Here is a 22,442-nt window from a genome sequence, read left to right on the forward strand (position 1 = left end):
CGGATACTAATGCTGGGTTGCCAATAGAGATCGCGACCGCTAGATGGTGCATCGCCTCATCGCATCGCAACAAGTCTGCAGTCATGTTCGTGTTTTATCCTTTGTTCGTCGTGTGCCTAATGCACATCAAACCACTGTCGGCATTCCCCTCGTACCTACAATACAATTGCGACCAAACTAAGTGCAAGATGTTCGTTAGGTATTTGTGTTTAACGACCGTTATTTTGTTAGAGGCTTTTTTGTATTTTTTGTTTACTTATTTTAAGAATTTTTTGGCAGGTCGTCAAACTGCTTTACGATCGGAAGGAATTTTGTGGCCAATTGGTGGTTTATCTCATTACGATAGCAGGCTTCTTACAGCGGCTTGCAGAACAATTGATCATTCACGCCTAGCGAAAACGCGTTGTAGAGCGGAAATACGACCGCCCACTGGCGTCTGCCAGCTGCAAATTGCTATAGGATTCGGCGCGCAACGGCGAAAGACTTTGGGTAAAATGGCGTTTTGGGCAGATACAGAGCAAATTCGTTCGGAGCACAAGCAGCAACCGCTGGGTTGGCAGCGCGGCCTCTGCCGGTAGCAGAAATGGCGGTGTAAAAGAAGTTTACTATCCTTGATAATAAAAGATAATAAAAGCAGGCCGAGCACATTGCTCGGCCTGAATTCTAACGCCCATAGAAGCGCGGCTATGACGGATGAAGCGTATCGTCATCTTTACCGAACCAGGCACGCAACGAGGTGTTTTGTTGAAGGATTTTGATTGCCTGTTGCATAATACCGTATACACGGGCCGGGCTGAGGTGAAGTTTTTTGCCGATCTCACGCAGCGTGAGCTGATTGTCATAATTTAACGCGAACACCGTCAGGAGGCGCTCGTCGCGCTGCTGCAGCAGAATATGTTCGATCAGTGCGCGCAACTGAGCATCGAGCGCGGAAACATCAGGCGGGAGGTCGGGCGCTTCGGGCGGGGGCGCGCCATCCTCGATATGCTTTTCGAGCGAGCACGCTTCGCCGCCGAGCGCGCGCTTTTGCGTAGCGCGCACCTTTGCAACCTGCTGCAGCTGGCGGATAGCAACGACATGGATCCAGGTGTTCAGGCGGCTTTTGTAGGCAAAAGTATCGATCTTCTGCCAGACATTGATAAGCGCGCTCTGCACCAGATCTTCCAGGCCAGCCAGCCCGTCGTCGGGGCGGTGGGCGCTTGCCGATTTGCTCGCAAGAATGCGCGTGAGGGTTGCACGCAACTCGAGCATTGTGCTCTGGTGTTGCGCGTGGCCCGTGTCGCAAATAGCCTCGACATGCTGATGATCGGCGTGGTAATTCTGCACGCGTGTTTGCAGATGGTTTACCACGAGCTGAGGCTCGCGTTCCAGGGCAGTGATGGCAAACTCGTAATAGTTCTGGAGCGTGCTTACCGATAAGTTCCAGCTATGCGTTGCATTGAGCGAATCGACAACCAACTTGCAGGTTCGATGATTCTCGGCGTCGTGCAGCATAATTGTACTACCTGAGCTTCAGGAAAAAGAAGCTTCCCTGCCCCGCACCTACCCCACTTATTAGTACCAAATTAGGATTTTGTTAGTATCGCATATTATTTTCTTAAATACAAGTATTTTTACACGTTGTATGGTACAAGCTGCATAAATTGTTATATTTCTCGCAATTACCTCACGTTGGCAGCGGGTGAGCGCGCAGTTCCAGCTGCTCGCCGTTGGCGATGGCCACGCCCGCAAAGCGCGCAATGCCCTGCGCATCCGTGCTGGCGTCGCGGTTGCTGCCCGGGGTGGCGAGTGTAACCTGCCATCGGCTGGCGGTGTTCTGCACTGCCACCAGCAGATCGGGCGGCTGGCCGGCCGCGCCGGGCACCAGCGACACAAGCAGCAGCGGCGTGCCAGCCACTTCAGCCAGCGTGTCGGTGAAAAGGTTTGCCGACGCTGCGCCGCTGAGCGCCCCCGTGGCTGGCAAGCGCACGTTGAGTTGCAGCTGGAAGGCCTCGTGCAGCGCGCCAAGCACTGTGAGTATCACGTTCTGGCTTTGGCGGGCGGGCAAGAAAAACGTTGGCGCGGGCGAAAGCGCGGGCAGCGTTTCGGCGGGATTGAGCGCTGCTTCGAAGTTGGCCGCCAGCTCTTCGTACAGCGTTATGCAGTCGGCACAATGATCAAGGTGCTGTAGCAGCGCTGCGAAGGCTGGGTCGGCATCGACATCCTGGCCGGCAGCCTCGGCTTCAACAAAAGCAGGAAGCTGCTCACGCGCTTCTTCGCAGCTGAGCGGGTTGGGCGCTTCGAGGGCGCGCAAGAAGCGCGCGGCGGCAGCATTGGGTTCGGGCTTATTCGTCATCGTTGGGTGCTCCTGTGTCGCCCATGGCCCGCGCTGAGCCGCCATACAGATTGCGCAGCCAAGCCTTAAACTCTTCGTCGCCGCTCAGCTGCTGAATTGCGCGCGATTTTGCCAGCCGAATACGCGGCGCGGGAATGTTCAGATCGGCCGCAATATCGCGTGGTTTAGCACCATGAATCATGGCGCGAATGATAACTGCCCGTTCAAGCTGGTTGGATAATCGAGCGTTTATTCGGGCAACAATCTCCGCCTCGGCCAGCCCATTCTCAACAGCCTGCGTGAAATCATGCTCGTCAAGTGTTTCGTGCTCTGGGGTTGGATCAGGGGAGTGCTCACGGGCATTTGCTGTTTCGAATTCGAGCCGCACAGTGCTTGCAATACGCAGCGCCCAGGTCAAAAAGCTTGCTGGTGATCGAAGCGCCGGCAAATTCACAAGAACCCGTAGCACTGCTTCCTGCGCCATATCTTCCGCCACATCCTGCCGTGTGCCGCGCTTCATTGCTGTGCGAGTGAATAGTTTCCACAACTCTTGCGCGCCCAGATCATCTCGCTCGCGCAAGCGCTCGTATATGAGTGCCCCATAAACCCGCCAGATACATGCGCGAACACTGTCTGGCTTGCCCGCCGCTTGGAGCTGCTGGCGCTCGATCAGCGCGCGCTCGACGAATGCCGCTTCGTTGGAAACGAGCGACCAGCCGTAGCGGCGCGACATCGCATGCCACGCGGCCTGCACCTCGGCGCGTTCGGTTGTGGGCACAGCGCGCCCCTTTCCCGCAAGAATTGTGCGGGAAATGGTACCACAGTGGCGCATTTTCCGTCAACTGCTCATTGTCGGCCCAAAAGTTCAGAATTCTTCACCCTGATGCGCTGCGGGCGTGGTACAATACGCGGCTATGTCACTGCATGCGACAAATGCGCTTTCACACTGTGCGCGTATTCAGGCACTCGCCGAGCGCGACCCGCGCCGTGCCGTCGCGCTGGCCGAGCGGGCGCTGGCGCGCTGTGCTGGCAGCGGCGATGCACCACTTGCGGCGTATACACTCGGTTGGGCATTGCTCTGCTGGGAGCGTTTCGACGATGCGCGCGCGCAGCTGCATGCCGCGCAGGAACTGCTGGCCCAGCAGCCCGATCGGGCCGCCGGCTTGCGCTGCCGCCTGGCCTTGCTGATGGCCGATGTTTTTCAGCACGGCAGGCCCGACTTGTTGCCCCGGCTTGCGGCACTTGCAACCGAGTTCGCTGCCGCTGGCCTCCCCGCTGAGGCAAATCGCGCCCAGCTGTACCGGGCGATTCTCTTCAACATCCTCGGCAATGTGCGCGAAGGCGCTGCCCAGCTCAGCGCCATCGAACCCGCGATGATGGCGGCGCAAAACACCGACACGGTGCGCTGGCTGCGCGTGCGCGCGGTTGCTGCGGTTTCGCAGCATGAACAAGAACTCGCTCAGGAGCTGCTGCGCCGTTCCGGGCTGCTTGCGGCGGCGCTGCACAGCCCGCTTGAGCATGCCAAATGCCTGTATGAGCTGGCCTGGAGCGACCTGCAAGCCGAGCGGCTCGGGCAGGCGCTGCATGGTTTCCGGCAGGCCCGGCAGATTTTTCAGCAGCTGAAAATGCCGCGGCGCTATGCGCTGAGCCTGCACGGTTGCGGCAGCGCCCTGATGCGCCAGGGCCAGTACCACCAGGCCCTGCCCGATTTACTCGCTGCGCTCGAGCTGTTCCAGCAGCTGGGCCAACGCCATCATATCGCCCAAACTCAGCTTGAACTTGGCAACCTTTCCTTTTTCACCGGCCAGTGGGAAGCTGCGCTGGCCTATTATCTGCGCAGCGAAGCAACGTTTGAAACTGCTGCCATCCACGGATCAGCGATTGCAGCGCGCCGTAACCGTGCCACTGTGTATCGCGCCCAGAAGCGCTATGCCGAAGCCGATGCCTTGCTGCACGATTGCGAGGCCCGCGCGCGCGAGCTGGGCCTGCAAAGCGAACTTGCGCCAATCTGGCAGGAGCAGGCCAATCTGCTGGCAGCGACTGGCGCGTATCGCGCGAGCACCGAAAAATTTCGGCAGGCCCGGCAGGAATTTCTGGCCGGCCAGAACCAGCTTGGCGCGGCCGATTGCGCAATCGAACAGGGCCAGCACGCGCTTGATCGGCGCGATGTGGCTACAGCCGAGGCGTTGTTTCGGCAGGCTGAGCCGGCGCTTGCCCAGCACCCACACCACCTGTGGCGCGCGTTGGGCGGCCTGGCGCGCTGTGCGGCGGCACGTGGCGACCGGGCCGAGGCGCTGGATCGCTACCGGGCCGCGCTCGGCACGATTGCCGCCCTGCGCGAACGGCTGGCGACCGAGGCGATTTCGAGCAGTGTCTACCAGCTCGCCAGCGATCTGCACGCCGAGGCGCTTGGGCTGGCGCTGGCGGCCAACGAACCCGAAACCGTGCTGGCGATTGCCGAAGATCAGCGCGCACTGGTGCTGCGCCGCCTGCTGGCCGCCGAGCGCGGCATGGTTGAAACGCCCCATCTGGCCCGCCACGATGCGTTGCGTGCCGCGATCACCGGCGTGCTGCCCAGCGCCGCCGATGGCGACATAGCTGCGAATCAGCAGCTCGACCGGGTGCTGGCTGACTATGGCGAGCTGCTGCTGCACACGCGGCACCGATACGCGCCGGCCGAAAGCTCCAGCGATGCCGCGCCCAGCTTCGACCTTGCGCGCACACGCGATGCGCTTGCGACAGCCTATGGCGACGACTGGACGGCGCTGTGTTACACCGAGCATGCGGGCACCTTGCTGCTGCACGTTCTGACACCCGGCGATTTGTGGGAATACTCGATCGCAGCAGACGATGCATTCGCCCAGCTGATCAGGCGCGCAAGCTTGCCAGAATACCGCCATTACACCTACCGGGGCAGCGCGCCGAGCCAGCCCGCGCCAGCTGCCTGGAATCACCCGCGTGCCCTGGCCGATCAGTTACTACCGCCAGCCGCGCGCGCGCGCCTGCACCCCAACCACCACCTGCTGATTGTTCCGGCTGGCACGCTGCATGGCCTGCCCTGGCCGGTGTTGCGCCTGGGCGACACATGGCTGGTTGAGCAGGCGATTATTCAGCTGGCCCCGTCGCTCCAGGCGTGGCAGGCACTTGGCAACCGCGCCTCAACATCTGGCGGCGATGCCCTGATTATGGGCTGCAGCGAGTTCGGCACGCGCGCTTTGCCGCTGGCAACCGTAGGCGAGGAAGCGGCGCTGGTGGCCCGGCGCTGGCCGGGGCGCAGCCACACCCTGCTTGATGCGCAAGCCACCCGCAGCGCACTTCTGGCCCTGGCGGCGCGTGGCGAGCTGCGGCGCTACGGTCTGCTTCACTTCGCCACGCACGCCCAGCTGCTGCCCGGGCGCGGGCTGGTTGCCCGCATCGAGCTTTGGGATGACTCTCTGCTGCTGCCCGAAGTTGCTGCACTCAATCTCAATAATCCGCTGGTGGTGCTAGCCACCTGCGATGGCGCTGCCGTCGATACCTTGCCCGGCGAAGAGCATTTTGGGCTGGCGCGCACCTTGCTGGTGGCCGGCGCTGCTGGCGTTGTCGCCAGCGTGTGGCCGGTTTCGAACGAAGCGGCGCTGGCCGTTGTCGATGCTCTGTACGCTGCCATGGCACAACAACCCGATGCGGCCAGCGCGCTGGCCCATGCGCAGCGTGCCCTGCTGGCGGCTAGCACTGGCGGCGAGGCCAGCGCGCCATTTGACTGGGGCGGCTTTATGCTCATGGGTCGCTGGCGCCGCTGATTTCTGCCCATAAAAGCGGGACGGTGTGCGGAGGAGGGTTGCTCCTGCCGCACACCGCCCGGTGTGCTAACCGCCGCCTGTTCCGCTTCCGCCGCCGCCGGGGTTGCTGTTGGTGCCCTCGGCAGTGGGGGTTGGGGTTGGCCCGCCGCCATAGGCAGTGGGCGGGCGGCTGGCCCCGAACGCGAGGCTGATGCCGAGCAGCAGGGCGGCGGTGCCGGTCGCCAGAACCTTGATCAGTCGTTTGCGCATGGCTCCCCTTCACTTTCGTGTGTGTTCTGCGAACTACACTGAAGAAGAAGGGGAGGCGCGAAAAACGTATCAGCCAGGGGCAGTGGGCAGGGGCAGTGGGCAGTGGGCAGGGGCAGGAGGCAGTGGGCAGGAGGCAGTGTGCAGGAGGCAGTGGGCAGGAGGCAGTGGGCAGGAGGCAGTGGGCAGGAGGCAGTGGGCAGGGGTCTGGGGTCTAGGGTTTTGGGATTGAGCTTACACCCCGCAACCTGCGAACAGACGTATGCAATACGCCCCGGTGGCAACCTGCAACCTGCGAACAGGCGTATGCAATACGCCCCGGTGGCAACCTGCAACCTGCAACCTGCAAACCTGCAACCTTAGCGCCCCCGCACGCCGCGCAGCAGCACATAGAAGGGCGTGCCCGCGCCAGCCGAGCGCGTGGCGGCTTCGGCCAGGATGCTGCGGGCGATGGCCCACTCGGCGGGCTGGGCGCGGGCAAAGCGCGCCGCCTGCTCGTAGAGCAGCACGTGGCCGGCGGCGGGCGCCCAGCTCAGGTCGTTCACGCATTCCTCGAAGGCATCCCAGTTGTGCCCGAAGTAGGCCGGGAACGCCATTGTGGCGGCGCTGGCCGCCAGAAACGTGGCCTTGGAGTCGATTGCGGTGCCATCGAGCGTGAAGCAGCGCCAGCCGCGCCCGGCCAGCGCCGCCGCCAGCGCGGGGGCCTGCGCGCGCGAGCGGAGCGTGTAGAGCGCGGGCGGCAGCGCGCCGCCGAGCAGATCGCGAAGTGTTGCGTTCATTCGGGTATCACCTGCACAAAGGTATCGTAGTGGTCGGCGGTGTAGAACAGCTCGCCCGCGCCGCCGGCAATGATCCGCCGCGCGCCACGATCTGGCGAGCCGGGCGTTTCGACGGTGTATTCGTGGTAGTAGTTGGCGGGCTTGCGCGGCAGGCGGCGCTCGCGGTTCTGGAAGATCGCGCCATCCTGCCGGTAGGGGAACGGCCCGCCCCGCGCAATCAGCGCCAGGGTGTCGCGCGCTTCGGGCGGTAGCTCGCCGGCTGCCACCGCGTCGAAGCCGGCGATGGGCGTGATGGCAGGCGCGGGCCTGGGCGTTGCGGCGGGCCGTGTGCTTGGGCGCGCTGTGGCGGCCGGCCTCGTGCTTGGGCGCGCTGCCGCCGTAGGCGTGGCCTTGCTGGGCGGTCGCGCAGTGGCGCGGGCGGTGGGCCGCGCTGTGGGTCTGGCAGTTGGCCGCGCTGCCGCCGTTGCTGGCGCGGCGCTCGGGCGAACCGCCACGGGAGCGGGCAGGAGCGTGCAGCCGGCCAGCAGCCAGCCGATCAGCAGGGCCAAACAGATTGCGCGCCAATGAGCCACCCGCTCCATTCATTTCCTCATACAATCCGTCACACCGCGCCATTATACCCGAGACGGCATCCGGTGTGGTTGCCCGACCAGATTGGAAGCGGACCGGCGCAGATAAACACGGACGAACAGGTTCTTTCCGCGTTCGTCGGCGTCCCATAGCCGAATTGGACACGGACCGGCGCAGATAAACACGGACGAGCAGGTTCTTTCCGCGTTCGTTCGCGTTCGTCTGTGTCCAGTTCAGAACGTGTGAACAGCGCACCGCAGCCGCTTGCACGCTCCCGGCTTTCGCCGTACAATACGCGCACCCAACTGCATTTCCATGGTTTGTCGCACCGCTGCGAACAACGCGCACACTCGGCCCTCGGCCGCTGCTGCTTGTTGCCACACGAAATGGAGGCCCCATGAACACGCGCCAGATCGCGCTCGCCGCCGCATTCCTCGCAATCGTTTTCATCGCGCACACCGCCGGCCGTATCCTGCAGATCGGCGGGGCGCAGCTCGCGCCCAGCATTGCGATCTATGTGCTGATGGCGATGCTGCTCGCGCCCAGCATGGGCTGGGGCGCGCTGACCGGCATTGCGCTTGCCACCGGCCTGCTGACCATGTTCGCCACTTCCAGCCCCTTCCCGCTGGCGAACATCCCGGCGCACGGCGGCAGCTTCCTGGTGGCCTGCTTCCTGACCAAAACGCTGGGCCGCGGTGGCCGCGAGCTGAGCACCGCGCAGGTGATTGGCATTGTTAGCTTTGTGCTGCTGGTGTCGTGGACGCTGTTTTCGCTGTTTACGTGGCTGGGCCTGCTCGGCGCACCCTTCACAAAAGGTTCGTTCTCGCGCTTTGGCGCCGATTTCGGTACTGGCTTCGCGGCCTGGTGGATCTCGGGCTTCCTGGGCGTGGCCGTGCCAACCTGGATCATCGCGCTCATTCTCACGCCGCTGCTGTACCGCGCCGTGCGGCCCGCCCTCATCCGCCAGGGCATGATCGCCGCCCGCGCCTGACCCGCCCGCGCCAGTGCGCCGCGTTTCCGGCGCGGCGCTCTGGCATCACTTCCCTGAACGCATGACCAACGACATTATTGCCGTGCGCGGCCTGCACTACCGCTACCCCACCGGCACCGCGCCCGTGCTGCGCGGCGTCGACCTGAGCATCCGGCGCGGCGAGTTCATTGGGCTGGTTGGCTCGACTGGCGCGGGCAAAACCACGCTGTGCCAGGCGCTGAACGGCCTGATCCCGCACTACAACCAGGGCGAAGTCACTGGCAGCGTCCATGTCGATGGGCGCGACACCGCCGGGCTGACGGTGGCCGATCTTTCGGCCAGCGTGGGGCTGGTGTTTCAGGATGCCGACGCCCAGCTTGTGATGTCCACCGTCGAGGAAGAATGCCTGCTCGGCCCGCTCAGCCAGGGGCTCAGCCGCGCCGAGGCGCAAACCCGCGCCCGCGAAACGCTCGAGCTGCTGGAGATCGCGCAACTGGCCCAGCGCGCCCCGCAAGCGCTTTCGGGCGGGCAGAAGCAGCGCGTCGCTATTGCCGCCGTGATGGTGGCGCGGCCCGAGGTGTTGGTGCTCGACGAGGCCACCAGCGAGCTTGACGCGCTGATGGTGCAGAAGATTTTCGCGCTGTGCGCGCGGCTCAACCGCGAGCTTGGCACGACGATTGTGCTGGTTTCGCACGAATTGGAGCTGCTGGCGCGTCACGCCCAACGCCTGGTGGTGCTGCACGAAGGTCGAGTGCTGCTCGACGCCGCGCCGCGCGAGGCATTTGCCCAGCCCAAGCTGTTTGCCGAGGCCGGCGTGCGTCTGCCGCAGGTGACGCAATTTGCCGAGGCCAGCGCGTGGCTGCCCTGGCCCGCGCCGCCGCTGACAGAAGAAGAAGCGATGCCGGTGCTGCGCGAGGCGTTTGCCGCCCATGCCCCCGCCGCGCCCACATCCGCTGCCGAACCGCCCGCAGCGCCCGCCGGGCTGCCCGCCACCGCCGAGCCGCTGATCGTCGCACGTGACGTGCGTTTCGGCTATACGCGCGGCGTGCCGGTGCTGCATGGCATCAACGTCACTTTCTCGCGCGGCGAGTTTACTGCGATCATTGGCAACAACGGCTCGGGCAAATCCACGCTGATGAAGCTCATTCTGGGCCTGCTGAAGCCCAGCGACGGCAGCGTCACGATTGGCGGGCTCGACACGCGCCGCGCCAGGGTGTCCGATCTTGCGCGGCGGATCGGCTTTATCTTTCAGGAGCCAAACGACCAGCTCTTCGCCAACTCGGTGATCGACGAAATTCGTTTTGGTCTGCGCAACCTGGGCCTGCCCGAAGACGAGATCGCCGCGCGCAGCGAGGCCGCGATCGAGCAGTTTGGGCTGGCGGCGGTGCGCGATACCTTCCCGCGCTTTCTGGCGCGCGGCGACAAGCAGAAGCTGTGCATCGCGGCAATCGTCGCCATGCGCCCCGACGTGCTGCTGCTTGACGAGCCAACCACCGGGCAGGATCATCGCGACGCGCGCCAGATCATGGAGCTGGCCCAGGCGCTGAACGCGCAGGGCATCACCATCCTGCTGGTGACGCACGACATGGGCAATGTTGCGCGCTACGCCCGCCGCGTCGTGGCGATGCGCAACGGCACCATTCGCGCCGACGGCCCGCCCGCCCAGGTCATGGCTTCGGCGGCGCTGCTTGAGTCGTGCCACCTCGCGCCGCCGCAGATCACGCGCCTGAGCCTCGCGCTGGCTGAGTTCGGCGTGCCGCCCGCGCTCACGCCCGAGGCGCTGGCGGCAAGCGTGCGTGCGCTGGGAGACAAGGTGACACGAGCAGGGGAGACAGGGTGACAGGGGTGCGCAGTGGGCAGTCGGCAGTGGGCAGTCGGCAGCGGGCAGTCGGCAGTGGGCAGTTCGCAGTAGCATCCTGAGTAGGCCGCAGGCCGTATCGAAGGGTGCGAAGCTGGCAGTAAGCCGTGAGCCGTAGCATCCTGAGTAGGCCACAGGCCGTATCGAAGGGTGCGCAGTCAGCAGTCGTCAGGAACCTGCAACTTTCTAACCTGTAACCTGCAACCCTTCGCGCCCTTCGCGCTCTTTGCGGTTTAATCTCCCGTCGTCCTTCGGCAGTGGTCGCTCGGACCAATCGTAAATCGCAAATCGTCAATCGTAAATTCTTACTCTCCGTGCCTCTGTGTCTCCATGGTGAATCTTTTCGTCGTTCGGGCGTATTGCTATACGCCCGTAGCGCATCAGAAAGCGCAGCGCCCATGATCTTCAACGAGCGCGGCCGGCTCGGCCCAATCGACTCGCGGGTGAAAATCACCTGGCTGCTGGCCACGCTCGTCGCCGGCCTGATCTTTGCGCAGCCGGTGTCGCTGCTGCTGGTGCTGGCGAGCATTGTGGCGGTGGGCGCGGTTGGCGGCGTGCTGCGCGAGACGCTGCGGCGCATGCGCGGGCTGGCCGCGATTATTGTGGTGGTCGGGCTGATCTTCGGGCTGACGGTGCCGGGTACGCCGCTGATTTACCTCATCCCGGCGGCGATTCCCTTTGGCCCGGCGCTGCCCGTCACCGAAGAAGGCTTGTACCTCGGCCTGGTGTCGGTGCTGCGCATTTTCGTCTTTTCGATGCCGCTGGTGATTGCGGTGATGACGACCAACAACTCCGACCTGATTCGCGGGCTGATGTTCTTTCGCCTGCCGCTCGACTACGCGCTGATGATTGTGCTGGCGCTGAATTTCGTGCCAATCGTGCTGGCCGAGTTCGGGCGCATTGCCGACGCGCAAAAAGCGCGCGCGCACGCGCTGATCGAGCGCGGCCTGATCGGCAAGGCGCGCGGGCTGGTGCCGATCTTCGTGCCGCTCACGCTCAACGCCGTCGACCGCGCCGACACCGTGGGCAAGGTGCTGGAAATTCGTGGCTTTGCGCGCCGCCGCTTCCGCGCCGACTTCGAGCCGCTCAGCGCGGGGAGCTGGCTGCTGCTTGCCGTCGCCGCGCTGCTGCTGGCGGTGGCGGTCGCGTCGGCGCTGCTCGGGCGCGATCTACTCGCTATGGTGTAGCGCGAGCCGTTTCGCCACGAAGACACGAAGGTTTGGGAGGGCGGTAACCACGAAGGCACGAAGGCGCGAAGGTTTGGGGAACGAAAGATTGCTTGATCCACAGATTACGCAGATTACGCAGATATAGTGTTTTATCAACCTAATCTGTGAAATCTGCGTAATCTGTGGATTTATTTCTCCTACCCTACTGTCAAGCGTAGGGTTTTGATCTCGAACGGTCGGAACTGCAATGCCACGCCGTTTTCGCTCACGTCGAGCGCGGTTTGCGCTTCTTCCAGCAGCGTGGCTTCGGCGGCGGCGCGCAGTGGCGGGCCAAACTGCACGCGCGCGCTCGCGCCGCGCCCCTCGGCCTCGTACAGCCGCACAACGAGGTCGTCGCCGTCCTCGGCGCGCTTGACCGCCTCGACAATCACATTTGGCGCGTCAACGGTGAGCAGCGAGGCGCTGGTGGGCAGGCTGCCGCCCTGCGTGCTGGCCGCGATTGCCAGCAGCGGCACGTTGAGTGCGTAGGCAGCTTGAATCACCCCGCCCGCGATATGGTCGCCGGCGTGCGGGAACAGCGCATAGGTGAACTGGTGGTCGCACTGGTCGGTGATGCGGTCGTCGGGCTCGCCGGGCGCGGGTTCGCCGGCAACGACCGAGCCGGGGTGGGGCACGCTGCGCAGCAGGTTCAGGTCGAGCGTGTGGCCCTTGATTTTGTGGCCGTACTTCGAGTCGTTCAGCAGTGCCACGCCATAATCGCGCTGCGAGAGGTCGACCCACCTGTGCGCCGAAACTTCGTCGCGGGCGAGATCCCAGGTGGTGTTGCGATGCGTGGGCCGCCGCACGTGCCCGAACTGAATTTCGAACGTGGCCTCGTCGGCGCGCACGGCCAGCGGGAAACTGGTGCGCAGCATGGTGTGCGTCTCGCGCCAGCGCAGCGTGGTGGCGAAATCCAGCCGCGCGCTGCCCGCCGTCAGGGCAATGTCCTGCCGCAGCTCGGAATGGCCGATCCGGTAAGTCTGCGTCACAATCGCGCGCGGCCCATCCAGGCGCGCTTCCGCGGCGGCCAGCGACATGTGCCGCACGGGCTGCTCGGCATAGTCGAACGGAATGTCCCAGGCGTCGCCCGCGTCGTGGTAGACGGCCAGGCGATTGGCAGGCTCGCCATCGGCCAGCACCTCGCGCCCGGCGCGCTTGTCGTACACTGACGTGATTGCGCCATCCGGGCCGAATTGCACGCGCAGCAGGTCGTTTTCCAGCCGCTCGGGTGTGGCGGCCAGCGCGCCCAACGCGTCGCGCCCGGGCTGGGCGGCCGCATCGACGACGGCATATCCAAGCGGTGGGACGGTGACATGCAGCCAGCTTGTATCATTCCTGATCCACTCGCTGCGCGCCCACGAGAGCGGGTTCCACACCAGCAGCGGTGCATCCATTCCGTGTGTGTCGGCCTGCGCGGCGATGCGGGCCAGGTGCGCGTCGGTGCGCTCGCGCAGCTCGGCCAGCATGGCTTCGTAGCGCGGCAGGCTTTCGTCGTACACGCGCTTGATCGACGAGCCGGGCAGAATATCGTGGAACTGGTACAGCAGCACCTCGCGCCAGATCAGCTCCAGGCGGTCGGCGGGGTAGCTGCCGCCGGCCCACAACACGTCGCTCAACGCGGCGATTTCAAGCGCGCGCAGCGCCAGCTCGGATTGGCGGTTGGCGCGTTTGTTGCGCGCCTGCGTGGTGTAGGTGCCCTGGTGCCGCTCCAGGTACAGCTCGCCCACCCAGGTCGCGAAGTGGTCGGCGTCGGCCTGCCAATCCTCGAAAAAGTCGGCCACGCTTCTTTGCTGCACCGGGCTCAGGCCGGCCAGATTGCGGATGCGCGCCAGCCGCTCCAGATGTTCCTCGCCGGGGCCGCCGCCGCCGTCGCCAATGCCGAACACCATCAGGCTGTGGCCCGAAACGCCCGAGTCCTTGTAGTTCTGCTCGATCCTGACGACCGAGCGCGGCAGGGCCGGGCCGTTGTAGGTTTCTTCGGGCAGCATGTGCGCCAGAATGCGCGAGCCGTCGATGCCCTGCCAGTGGAAAGAGTGGTGCGGAAAGACGTTGATCTCACTCCACGACAGCTTCTGCGTCGAGAAGTAGCGCAGCCCGGCCAGGCGCAGCAGCTGCGGCAGCGCGGCGCTGTAGCCAAACACATCGGGCAGCCACAGGTAGGTGCAGCGCACGCCGAATTCCTGCTCGAAAAAGCGCATGCCGAGCAAGAGCTGACGCGCCAGCGCTTCGCCGCCCGCGATATTCGTGTCGGCCTCGACCCACATTGCGCCTTGCGGCTCGATCCGCCCGGCGCGCACCTGCGCGCGAATGCGCTCGTAGAGGGCCGGGTAGTGCTCGCGCATCCACTGGAAGTATTGCGGCTGGCTCGCGCCGAACACATAATCGGGGTAGCGCTCGATATTCGCCAGCGCGGTGGAAAAAGTGCGCGCGCCCTTGCGAATGGTTTCGCGGATCGGCCACAGCCACGCCAGGTCCATATGCGCGTGCCCGATTGCGCTGATCGTCAGGGACGGGTCGCCGCCGCGCTGCGCCAAGAGCGGGGCCAGCCGTTCGCGGGCGGCGGCGGCATTGGCAGCGATTCCGCCGCCGATCAGCTGCGCCGCGTCGGTCAGGCCGGACAGGATCTGCTGGGCGCGTGGCGTGTTCGCTGGCAGGCATTTCAGGAAATCGAGCAGCACCTCGAAATCGTAGAACAGCGCCAGCACGGTGTCGTCGCAGGTGGCAATATGCGCAAGCTGAATGACCCCACCTTCCTGCACGCGCCCAAACAGGTCATTGCACGCCGCATCGGCCCAGACCGCAATTGGCTCGCCGCCGGCCGCGCGGGCGCTGATTTCCAGCACGCGCTTGCCGGGCCGGCCCAGCCGGTAGTCGAACTCCGAGGCGCGGTTGGTCAGGCCGCGCAGCGGCTCGCCCGCCTCGTCGACCACGCACAGCTCGCCATTTACATCGAGCAGCAGCACGACATGTTTCCCGGCGGCCTCGGCCGGCACTTCGCCGCTGAACAAAAACCACGCGCAGTCGAACAGCTGGCCCCAGGCTTCGCCCAGCGCCGGGTGGCGCGGCTCGCCACTCATGCGCTCGGCGAAGGGCAGCGGCTCGCGGCTCCACCACGCGGCAATGTCCAGCGTGCGCAGCGGGGTGTAGCATGCCGCTTCGAGCTGGGCGAGCGCCCGATCCAGCGCGGGCAGGGTGTAGGGTTTGAAGGTGGGCATGCGAAAGCTCCGTTTGTGCTATAGCAAAGCGATCTAGCAAGGGCGTATGCGATACGCCCAGACAATGAAAGGCGTATCGCATACGCCCAGCCCGAGAACTACACACAACGCACTATCAGGCCAAGGCCGAAGTGCGCAGTGCGTTTTACGGCAAACCACAATCACGCATCGTCGAAGGGCGGGCGCGGGTAGCCCACGCCGAACGGCTCTTCGGGGCGCTTCCATTCGCCCAGCAGCGCGCGCCGCAGCGGCGTGGTTCGCTCCACAAATTCGGCGTTGTTCTGCATGCGGTCGGAGGGAATGAGCCACGGCGGCGCGTAGACCATATGCATCGTGAAGCGGTCGAAGTCGCGGTCGTTGCGGCCGGTGCGGTGGAACACGCCCTGGTGGAACAAGAGCGCGGTGCCGGGCTTGCCGCACACCACTTCGCGAATGTCGATATCATCCTCATCGGCCTTGACGCCGCGCGGCAGGGTGCCGGAGATGTTGTGGCTGCCGGGAATCATCACCATGTTGCCCATGCCATCTTCCGACTGATCGGTCAGGTAGTAGCCAATGCGCAGCTGCAAGAGCGGTGTGGGCGTGGCCAGGCGGCGGAACTCATACACGCCCGAGCCGTCCTGGTGGTAGCCGCCGCCCTTGGTGGTAGCGGGCTGCACGGTGCACCACGCGCTTTGCAGAATGAAATAATCGCCGAGCAGCGCGCGCACCTTGGGGAAGACGGACGGGTGGTCGATCAGCGCCTCGATCGCGGGCTCGCTTTCGTACAGGTGGCCAAGCTGCCGCCACTCGCCGCTTGGGTAGGGCGCGTGGGCGCGGCGGGACGCTTCCAGGCACGCAGCGGTTTCGTCGGGCGAAAGCGCGTCGGGGATGATCAGGTAGCCGGTGGTCTCGAACAGAAACCGCTCGCGGTCGGTGAGCGGGCCGGGCTGGCCAATCGGGGGCATGGCGAGGCTCCTTTTTACTACGCTGTAGCGGGGCTATTATCGTGCAAATCGGTTAGATTGCAAGTGGCGCAAATTGGGCTGCACAATGCAAAGACACGAAGGCTTCGTGTTTGAACCTTCGTGTCTTTGTGGCTTTGTATTCTGTTAGAAACGCTTCCCTATCCCTTAACCCCTGCGCTGAAAGTGTGCTAGCGCTGCGGGACGTGCTCGTGGGCGTGGTAGCTCGAACGCACCAGCGGGCCACTTTCGACATGCTTGAAGCCGCGCGCCAGCCCTTGCTGCTTGAACATCGCAAACTCGGTTGGCGTGACGTAGCGCTCGATCTGCCAGTGCGAGGTTGAAGGGGCAAGATACTGGCCGATTGTCATCACGTCGCAGTCCGCGCCGCGCAGGTCGTCCATCACATGGAGCACTTCGTCGTTGGTTTCGCCCGCGCCCACCATAATGCCGCTCTTGGTCACAACCTCGCTGCCGCCCATTTCGCGCGCGCGGCGCAGCAGCTCAATCGACTGATCGTAGCCGGCCTTGGGGCGGAAACGCCGGAAGATGCGCGGCACAGTTTCGATGTTGTGGTTCAGCACGTCGGGGCGCGCGTCCATCACCATCTTCAGTGCGTCCCAGTTGCCCTCGAAATCGGGAATAAGCACTTCGATGCGGCACTCGGGCAGGCGCTCGCGGATCAGGCGGATCGACTCTGCGAAGATATGCGCCCCGCCGTCGGGCTGGTCGTCGCGGTTGACGGCGGTGAGCACGGTGTGCTTGAGGCGCAGGTGCTCGACGGCCTCGGCAATGCGCTCAGGCTCCTGCTCGTCGAGCGGGCCGGGCTTGCCTTTGGCGATGGCGCAGTAGCGGCAGCCACGCGTGCAGACTTCGCCGAGCAGCAGGAAGGTGGCGGTGCGATGGTTCCAGCACTCGCCAATATTCGGGCAGCGCGCTTCTTCGCACACCGTATGCAGGCGCTTTTCGCGCATCAGGTCGCGCACATCTTCGTAGTTGGCACCGGCCGGCATTTTGGCGCGCAGCCACTCGGGGCGGCGGGCGCGCGGCGCGGGCGGCTCGGCGGCAGGCGCTGGGGTGGGCGTGGGCGCGCCGGCCGGCGTCAGCGGAATGAACTCAGCCATATCGATAACCTTTCGTAGGCGCGAGGAATGCGGCAGAATGCGGCAAACGAGTTCGCAGCATGGCGTTTTCGTTGCGCGTAGTGTACCATATCCGTACGGTTTTGCCCACGCTCGGCGCTTGCGGGCGGGTGCGCGGCCAGCGCATAATGAAACGCCGGCAAGCGCCGCTGTAAGGAATAGAAAGCATGTCGCGATCGTCCGCCAAACCGCCACAAAGCACCGACGCACCGCGCTGGCGTGGCCGCGTGCGCGTGGCTGCCCGGCTGGCGCAGCTGTTTCAGCCCAAACACTCGCCCAGCCTGTGGAAAGTGCGCGAGCAGCTGTTGACAATGGTGATACGGGTTGGCGCGCTGTTTGGCTCTCTGATCTTTCTGCTTGCGGCTGTGCCACGGCTGCGCGACGCGCAATGGGGCGTGCTGGTGCCGCAGGTGCTGGTGCTTGCGCTGCTCGGGTGGCTGGCCGTTGCGCGTGGCCTTCCTTACGCTGTGCGCGGCGCGGCGCTGCTGGCGGGCTTGTATGCGCTTGGCCTGAACGAGCTGCTGCACTTCGGCTACTCGGCGGGCGCGCTGCTGTTTCTGGCGGCATTTGCCGTGCTGGCGCTCTTGTTCTTCACGCCACGGCTGGGGCTGGCTGCCTTGCTGCTGGGCCTGGCGTCGCTGGCGCTTGCTGGCGCCCTGATCGCCAGCGGAGCCCTGGGAGCGCGTGCATTCGCGCCGCGCGCGCCCGTCGCTGTGCCCATGATTGCTACCTGGCTTTTGTTCGCGCTGGTGGTTGGAACGCTGCAGGCCACGATTGCCACGCTGTTTCAGCATATTCAGGACGCCTGGCAGAACGAATACGCCGTGCGCAGCACCTTCGAGCAGGGCATTGCCGAGCGCACCGCCGAGCTGGCCAAAGCGAACGAGCAGGCCGAGCTGGCCCGCCGCGCCGAGGCCGATCAAAAGGAATTTCTGGCCGCGCTGCACCAGAGCGCGCTGCAGCTCTTTAATCGTCAGGAAATCGATAGCCTGCTGCAAACGATTGTCGATCAGGCGGCGCATATTCTCGACGCGCCCTATGGCGAGCTGCTGCTGCTGGATGGCGAAGATCTGGCGGTGCGCGCCTTCACCAGCAACCAGCCCTTTCTGGCGGGCGATCGCGCCAAACGCGGCGAGGCTGTGCTGTCGTGGCAGGCGTTCGACACGCGCCAGCCAGTGATTATCCACGACTACGGCGCGTGGCAGGCGCAGCGCGAGATCTATAAAGAAGTGGACTTACACGCCACCGCCGATTTCCCGATCATTGCGGGCAATGCCTGCCTGGGCGTGCTGGCGATGGGCCGCAGCCGGGGCAGCCAGCCCTTCGCGCCCGCCGACGTGCGGCACGGCGAGTCGTTTGCCAACCTGATCGCGCTGGCGATTGACAATGCCAACCTGCACGCCACCGCGCTGCGCGAGATTGCCGAGCGCAAGCAGGCCGAGCATGCGCTGCAACGCTATGCCGCCGAGCTGCAATCGCATAACGCCGAGCTCGATGCTTTTGCGCACACCGTCGCGCACGACCTGAAAAACCCGCTCACCTCGCTGCTGGGCTACACCGAAATTCTGCAAACCAGCCAGGATCTCATTTCGCCTGAAGAAGCGCTAACGTACCTGAACGACATTACGCGCGTGGGCGAAAAGATGACGCTGATTATCAACGGCCTGCTGCTGCTGGCCAGCACGCGCGGCCACGGCGCCGTTGCGATGCACCAAGTTGACATGAGCGCAATCGTTCACGAGCTGCAAATTCGTTTTTCGCAAACCATTGCCACCAGCCAGGCCACCATTGTCGCGCCCGAGCGCTGGCCGCTGGTGCGCGGCTATGCGCCCTGGGTGGAAGAGGTGTGGGCCAACTACCTGAGCAATGCGATTAAGTATGGCGGCAGCCCGCCGCAGATCACGCTTGGGGCCGACCCAGCGCGCGAAGATGGCTTTGTGCGCTTCTGGATGCGCGATAATGGGGCGGGGCTGAGCAAAAGCGAGCAGGCGAAGCTGTTCACGCCGTTCACGCGTTTGCACACGCACCTTCAGGAAGGGCACGGCCTGGGGCTGGTGATTGTGCAGCAGATTGTGTACAGACTGGGCGGCAGCGTGGGGATGGAAAGCGCGCCCGGCCAGGGCAGCACCTTCTACTTCACGCTGCCGGCCGCTTAGTTGAGCTGCTGGTAGAGCGCGGCCGTAGCGGGCATGGGCGCGGTGCCAAGGCTGCGCAGCGCGCCTTTCAGATGCTCAAAGGTGGTGTTCACCAGCGAGCGGTTGCCATAGCGCGCCGCCAGCCGCATAAGCTGTGCAGCGGTTTGCTCGCGGCAGCCATCGACCTGCAGCACCTGCTGGTAGTAGTGAATCGCGAGCTGCGGTGTGTCGCGCTCGGCGGCGCTGGCAAGCTGCTCCAGCGCGTCGAGGTAACGCTCCTGCAAGAGCGCGCGCCGCGTATCCACCCACAACCCGGCGCTGAGCGGCGCGCCCGGCAGAAACTCGCCCTGGTATAACGTCACTGCTCCCTGGGCCCGCTCGCGCACGAGCGGCGGGGCCAGCGCCGCCTCGAAGCGCCGCACGTCGTAGTCGATTGCGTCCCAGCTGCCGCGAATGGCGCAGTGGCCATCGCGCGCGGCCACCGGCAGGCCAGTTTGCACGCGCAGGCGGCGCAGCGCCTGGTGCAGCGCCGACATGGACAGCTCGGTGTCGCCCCAAACCGCTTCCCACAGCCGCTCAACCGTCAGCCCCGCCGAGCCAGCGTCGAGCAGGCGCACCAGCAGGGCGCGGTGCAGCGGCGAAAGCTCGCATTCCTCGCCGGCAATCTGGCAGGAAAAGGCGCCCAGCGTTTGAACACGCCAGCGGATCGGGTTTGCGCCGTGGAGCAGCCCGCGCACACGCTGGGCCAGTGCATCGTCGCTGGGCGCGGCGGCAAGCAAAGCCATGTGCTGCTGGAACAGGCGCGCCAGCAAACCATCGGGCAGCAGCGCCGCCGCTTCCGCGCAGGCACGCCAGAACGGCTGGGCTGCAGGCCATCCGCCCTGCATGGCCGCCAGAGTGGCCTGGAGCAGCGCCAGATAGGCTTGCTCGGGCAGCGCAAGCACGGCAGCCTGGCTGGCGGCTTCGGCGGCCAGATCGGCTGCGCGCGCGATACTCGGTCGCTTTTGTGCCATACAAAGCAGCGCCTGCCCAAGCGCCAGCCGGCCAGCTACCTCGGCGTGCGCCTGCCCATCGAACGACGACGCAATATCGAGCCAGGCCTGCGCCACCGCGACCTCGCCCTTTAGCGCTGCCGCCCATAGCGCGCCGACGGTAGCTACCGCAATGCTGCTGCCAACATCCGTGCGCATGGCCAGGGCGTGCGCCTCGGTGAAGCGCGCCAGCGCGTGCGCAAGCTCGCCTTCCAGCAGGTCGACATCGGCCAGGCTGCAGCGCAGCAGCGTTTCTTCGCGCCGCCGGCCGGTTTCGCGGGCCAGCACCAGCCCCACTTCCAGCGCGTCGCGCGCCTCGTCGTAGCGGCCTTCCTCGGTGGCTAGCGCGCCCAGGTTGTTGAGCGTCAGCGCGCGCCGCCCCAGGTTGCCCGAAACCTGCCAGCAGGCGTCGGCCTGTTTGAGATGACGCAGCGCCGTGGCTCGGTTGCCTTGTGTGGCGTAGGCCCAGCCCAGGTTGTCGTGAATGTCGGCCAGCAGCGCCGGGTCGTCGGCCGAGGCCAGCGCGCGGGCTTCTTCCAGCGCCGCAATCGCGATTTCGAGGTCGCCATTCAGGATCAGCACGCGTCCGTGGATGATATGAAATTCAAGCTGAAGCTCGGGCGGCAGCTGTGCCACCGGCAGATCGGCCAGGCTGGCAAGCGCGCCGTGAGCATCGCCCTGCAGGTTCAGGAAGTCGGCCCGCAGCATGGCCGCTTCCCAGCGGGCGCGCTGGCCGCCAATTGTTTCCACCAGCTCGATCGCGAGGTAGGCGCGCTCCCAAAGCGCGAGGTCGCTGTACACGCGCGCCTGCGCCAGCAGCAGGTCGGGCGGCAGCAGCAGCGCGCCGGGCGCGGGGGGGGCGGGCGCTGCGCCAAGCTCAAGCGCGCTTTCGCCACGCTCGTGCTCAAGGCGCTCGAAGCAGGCCAGCAGCGTCATCTGGCGCGAGCGCTGGCGGAAACGAGGGATGGCGGCCCGCAGCAGCGCGAAGCCTTGCTCGGGCGCACCGGCAGCGCGGTAGCAGTCGAGCGCGCGCGGCAGATCGTCTTCGTCGCGGTAGAGCGCCGCCGCGTTCAGCAGCAGCGCCCGCTCGCGCTGGGGGTCGCGCGCCAGCCGCGAGCGCAGGAATTCGCGGAACAGGCTGTGATACGAAAGCCAGCCGGCGCGGCTGGACACAAACAGCCCGTAACGCTTCACTTCGTCAAACAGCTCGGCCGAGTCGCCGCTGTGGCGCAGGGCCTCGCAGCGCTGGGGCGAAAGGTCTTCGAGCACGCTGGTGTCTTCCAGAAAGCGGCGCAGCTTGGGCGCGAGCGGCGCAATAATCTGCTCGGCAAAAAAGGCATACACCTGCGTGGTATCGGTTTCCACCGACACGCTCGGCAGCGCAGCGCCGTTTTCGCCCTGCGTTGCCCGGTCGAGCGAAAGCACCACGCCCGTAACCCAGCCATCCAGCCGCGCCTGGAGCTGCTCGGCGTGGTCGGTGCTGAGCGTGAGCGCGTAGGCGTGGCCGGCCAGCTCCTGAATCTCGTCGGCGGTGAGCTGGAGGGCGGTGTAGTCGAACACCGCCGCGCGGCCCTGCGCAACCATCCGCACCAATCCGCGCAGCGCCGGCATGGTGCGCGAAACCAGCACCAGGTGGCAGTTGCTGGCATACTGCGCCACCGAGGCCAGCAGGTCGAAAATCAGGCCGGCGCTGGCTAAGCCGCTGGGCGCGGGCGCGTCGAACACATGAAAATCATCCAGCACCAGCACAAACGGCGCGCGCGCAGCCGAGATCGCCAGCGCCGCCGCGTGGAAAATTTCGGGCAGGCTGTGCGGCTGCGCGGCGGCCAGACGCGCCACCAGCTCGGCCGCGCCGCTCACAAACGAGGCGACGCTATGCAGCAAATAATCGAGAAACAGCTTGGGGTCGCGGTCGCTGGGGTCGAGCGTATACCACGCGACGGGCAGGCTGCTGGCGGCGGCCCACTGCGCCAGCGCGGTGGTTTTGCCCCAGCCGGCGGGCGCTGCCAGCGACACAACCCGGCGCGAAGGAATGGTTTGTTCGAGGCTGGCCTGCAGGCGCGCGCGCGCAATCAGCGGCCGGCTATCGGCGGGAATAATTAGTTTCTGTTGAAAGCGCAGCGACATGGATCATCTTCTTTCATCCGTCACGGCGCCGGTGGCAAGGGTGCGTGCAAAAACGTTCGGCATTGGTGATCGTAAGCGGTTATGCGCGCGATTGTCAATCGCAAATCACGATATTTTGCCA

The 22,442-nt window shown here is 65.2% G+C and carries 15 protein-coding genes; 5 read left to right on the forward strand and 10 right to left on the reverse strand.

The window, feature by feature from the left end; all coding sequences use genetic code 11:
• Positions 1 to 684: 684 nt before the first annotated feature.
• The 3 genes from M1P90_RS33515 to M1P90_RS33525 form a co-directional block, all read right to left on the reverse strand.
• Positions 685 to 1,494, reverse strand: coding sequence for an RNA polymerase sigma factor (locus tag M1P90_RS33515; protein ID WP_483700202.1), 810 nt, complete (start codon positions 1,492 to 1,494; stop codon positions 685 to 687).
• A gap of 172 nt (positions 1,495 to 1,666) precedes the next feature.
• Complete coding sequence (locus M1P90_RS33520) at positions 1,667 to 2,335, reverse strand: zf-HC2 domain-containing protein (protein WP_483700204.1); 669 nt, start codon at positions 2,333 to 2,335, stop codon at positions 1,667 to 1,669.
• Complete coding sequence (locus tag M1P90_RS33525) at positions 2,325 to 3,092, reverse strand: sigma-70 family RNA polymerase sigma factor (RefSeq protein WP_483700205.1); 768 nt, start codon at positions 3,090 to 3,092, stop codon at positions 2,325 to 2,327. Before M1P90_RS33525 ends, M1P90_RS33520 begins: the two co-directional genes overlap by 11 nt.
• Before the next feature lie 136 nt (positions 3,093 to 3,228).
• On the opposite strand from M1P90_RS33525, the gene M1P90_RS33530 reads away from it, so the two are divergent.
• Entirely contained in the window at positions 3,229 to 6,096 is a 2,868-nt protein-coding gene (locus tag M1P90_RS33530; RefSeq protein WP_483700206.1) for a CHAT domain-containing protein, read from the forward strand.
• Positions 6,097 to 6,162: 66 nt separating this feature from the next.
• Here the strand turns inward: M1P90_RS33530 and M1P90_RS33535 are convergent, their stop codons facing one another.
• The 3 genes from M1P90_RS33535 to M1P90_RS33545 all read right to left on the reverse strand — a co-directional run bounded on the left by M1P90_RS33535 (position 6,163) and on the right by M1P90_RS33545 (position 7,702).
• Positions 6,163 to 6,345: a hypothetical protein gene (locus M1P90_RS33535; protein ID WP_483700207.1), complete on the reverse strand. Its 183-nt coding sequence runs from the start codon at positions 6,343 to 6,345 to the stop codon at positions 6,163 to 6,165.
• A 356-nt stretch (positions 6,346 to 6,701) separates the two neighbouring features.
• Positions 6,702 to 7,121 (reverse strand): barstar family protein, encoded by a 420-nt coding sequence (locus M1P90_RS33540; RefSeq protein WP_483700208.1) that lies wholly within the window; start codon positions 7,119 to 7,121, stop codon positions 6,702 to 6,704.
• Positions 7,118 to 7,702 (reverse strand): guanyl-specific ribonuclease, encoded by a 585-nt coding sequence (locus M1P90_RS33545; RefSeq protein ID WP_483700210.1) that lies wholly within the window; start codon positions 7,700 to 7,702, stop codon positions 7,118 to 7,120. Before M1P90_RS33545 ends, M1P90_RS33540 begins: the two co-directional genes overlap by 4 nt.
• 386 nt (positions 7,703 to 8,088) lie before the next feature.
• Here M1P90_RS33545 and M1P90_RS33550 point away from each other — a divergent pair, with 386 nt between their 5' ends.
• From M1P90_RS33550 to M1P90_RS33560, 3 genes are all read left to right on the forward strand, one after another.
• Positions 8,089 to 8,682, forward strand: coding sequence for a hypothetical protein (locus M1P90_RS33550; protein ID WP_483700212.1), 594 nt, complete (start codon positions 8,089 to 8,091; stop codon positions 8,680 to 8,682).
• 61 nt (positions 8,683 to 8,743) lie between these two features.
• Positions 8,744 to 10,501 (forward strand): ABC transporter ATP-binding protein, encoded by a 1,758-nt coding sequence (locus tag M1P90_RS33555; RefSeq protein WP_483700213.1) that lies wholly within the window; start codon positions 8,744 to 8,746, stop codon positions 10,499 to 10,501.
• 416 nt (positions 10,502 to 10,917) lie between these two features.
• On the forward strand, positions 10,918 to 11,706 hold the full coding sequence (locus M1P90_RS33560; protein ID WP_483700215.1) for an energy-coupling factor transporter transmembrane component T family protein: 789 nt from the start codon (positions 10,918 to 10,920) through the stop codon (positions 11,704 to 11,706).
• 179 nt (positions 11,707 to 11,885) lie between these two features.
• Here the strand turns inward: M1P90_RS33560 and M1P90_RS33565 are convergent, their stop codons facing one another.
• From M1P90_RS33565 to lipA, 3 genes are all read right to left on the reverse strand, one after another.
• Positions 11,886 to 14,942: an alpha-mannosidase gene (locus M1P90_RS33565; protein ID WP_483700217.1), complete on the reverse strand. Its 3,057-nt coding sequence runs from the start codon at positions 14,940 to 14,942 to the stop codon at positions 11,886 to 11,888.
• Between the two features lie 161 nt (positions 14,943 to 15,103).
• A complete protein-coding gene (locus M1P90_RS33570) occupies positions 15,104 to 15,889 on the reverse strand; it encodes a phytanoyl-CoA dioxygenase family protein (protein WP_483700219.1) in 786 nt (261 codons plus the stop codon).
• Between the two features lie 188 nt (positions 15,890 to 16,077).
• Positions 16,078 to 17,010, reverse strand: a complete 933-nt coding sequence (gene lipA / locus M1P90_RS33575) for a lipoyl synthase (protein ID WP_483700221.1) — start codon at positions 17,008 to 17,010, stop codon at positions 16,078 to 16,080.
• A 185-nt stretch (positions 17,011 to 17,195) separates the two neighbouring features.
• On the opposite strand from lipA, the gene M1P90_RS33580 reads away from it, so the two are divergent.
• Positions 17,196 to 19,184 carry a sensor histidine kinase gene (locus M1P90_RS33580; protein WP_483700223.1) on the forward strand — a complete coding sequence of 663 codons (1,989 nt, stop codon included), beginning with the start codon at positions 17,196 to 17,198 and terminating at the stop codon, positions 19,182 to 19,184.
• On the opposite strand, the gene M1P90_RS33585 is transcribed toward M1P90_RS33580, so the two are convergent.
• Positions 19,181 to 22,321: an ATP-binding protein gene (locus tag M1P90_RS33585; RefSeq protein WP_483700225.1), complete on the reverse strand. Its 3,141-nt coding sequence runs from the start codon at positions 22,319 to 22,321 to the stop codon at positions 19,181 to 19,183. The two genes, M1P90_RS33580 and M1P90_RS33585, sit on opposite strands and share 4 nt — an antisense overlap.
• Positions 22,322 to 22,442: the final 121 nt, after the last annotated feature.

It is taken from the genome of Kouleothrix sp. 19917, from assembly GCF_057073505.1.

Excerpts from the sequence above, each read along its gene's own strand:
- M1P90_RS33515 (WP_483700202.1), bottom strand. The coding sequence starts at position 1,494 with ATGCTGCACGACGCCGAGAATCATCGAACCTGCAAGTTGGTTGTCGAT.
- M1P90_RS33520 (WP_483700204.1), bottom strand. The coding sequence starts at position 2,335 with ATGACGAATAAGCCCGAACCCAATGCTGCCGCCGCGCGCTTCTTGCGC.
- M1P90_RS33530 (WP_483700206.1), top strand. The coding sequence starts at position 3,229 with ATGTCACTGCATGCGACAAATGCGCTTTCACACTGTGCGCGTATTCAG.
- M1P90_RS33535 (WP_483700207.1), bottom strand. The coding sequence starts at position 6,345 with ATGCGCAAACGACTGATCAAGGTTCTGGCGACCGGCACCGCCGCCCTG.
- M1P90_RS33540 (WP_483700208.1), bottom strand. The coding sequence starts at position 7,121 with ATGAACGCAACACTTCGCGATCTGCTCGGCGGCGCGCTGCCGCCCGCG.
- M1P90_RS33545 (WP_483700210.1), bottom strand. The coding sequence starts at position 7,702 with ATGGAGCGGGTGGCTCATTGGCGCGCAATCTGTTTGGCCCTGCTGATC.
- M1P90_RS33550 (WP_483700212.1), top strand. The coding sequence starts at position 8,089 with ATGAACACGCGCCAGATCGCGCTCGCCGCCGCATTCCTCGCAATCGTT.
- M1P90_RS33555 (WP_483700213.1), top strand. The coding sequence starts at position 8,744 with ATGACCAACGACATTATTGCCGTGCGCGGCCTGCACTACCGCTACCCC.
- M1P90_RS33560 (WP_483700215.1), top strand. The coding sequence starts at position 10,918 with ATGATCTTCAACGAGCGCGGCCGGCTCGGCCCAATCGACTCGCGGGTG.
- M1P90_RS33565 (WP_483700217.1), bottom strand. The coding sequence starts at position 14,942 with ATGCCCACCTTCAAACCCTACACCCTGCCCGCGCTGGATCGGGCGCTC.
- M1P90_RS33570 (WP_483700219.1), bottom strand. The coding sequence starts at position 15,889 with ATGCCCCCGATTGGCCAGCCCGGCCCGCTCACCGACCGCGAGCGGTTT.
- lipA (WP_483700221.1), bottom strand. The coding sequence starts at position 17,010 with ATGGCTGAGTTCATTCCGCTGACGCCGGCCGGCGCGCCCACGCCCACC.
- M1P90_RS33580 (WP_483700223.1), top strand. The coding sequence starts at position 17,196 with ATGTCGCGATCGTCCGCCAAACCGCCACAAAGCACCGACGCACCGCGC.
- M1P90_RS33585 (WP_483700225.1), bottom strand. The coding sequence starts at position 22,321 with ATGTCGCTGCGCTTTCAACAGAAACTAATTATTCCCGCCGATAGCCGG.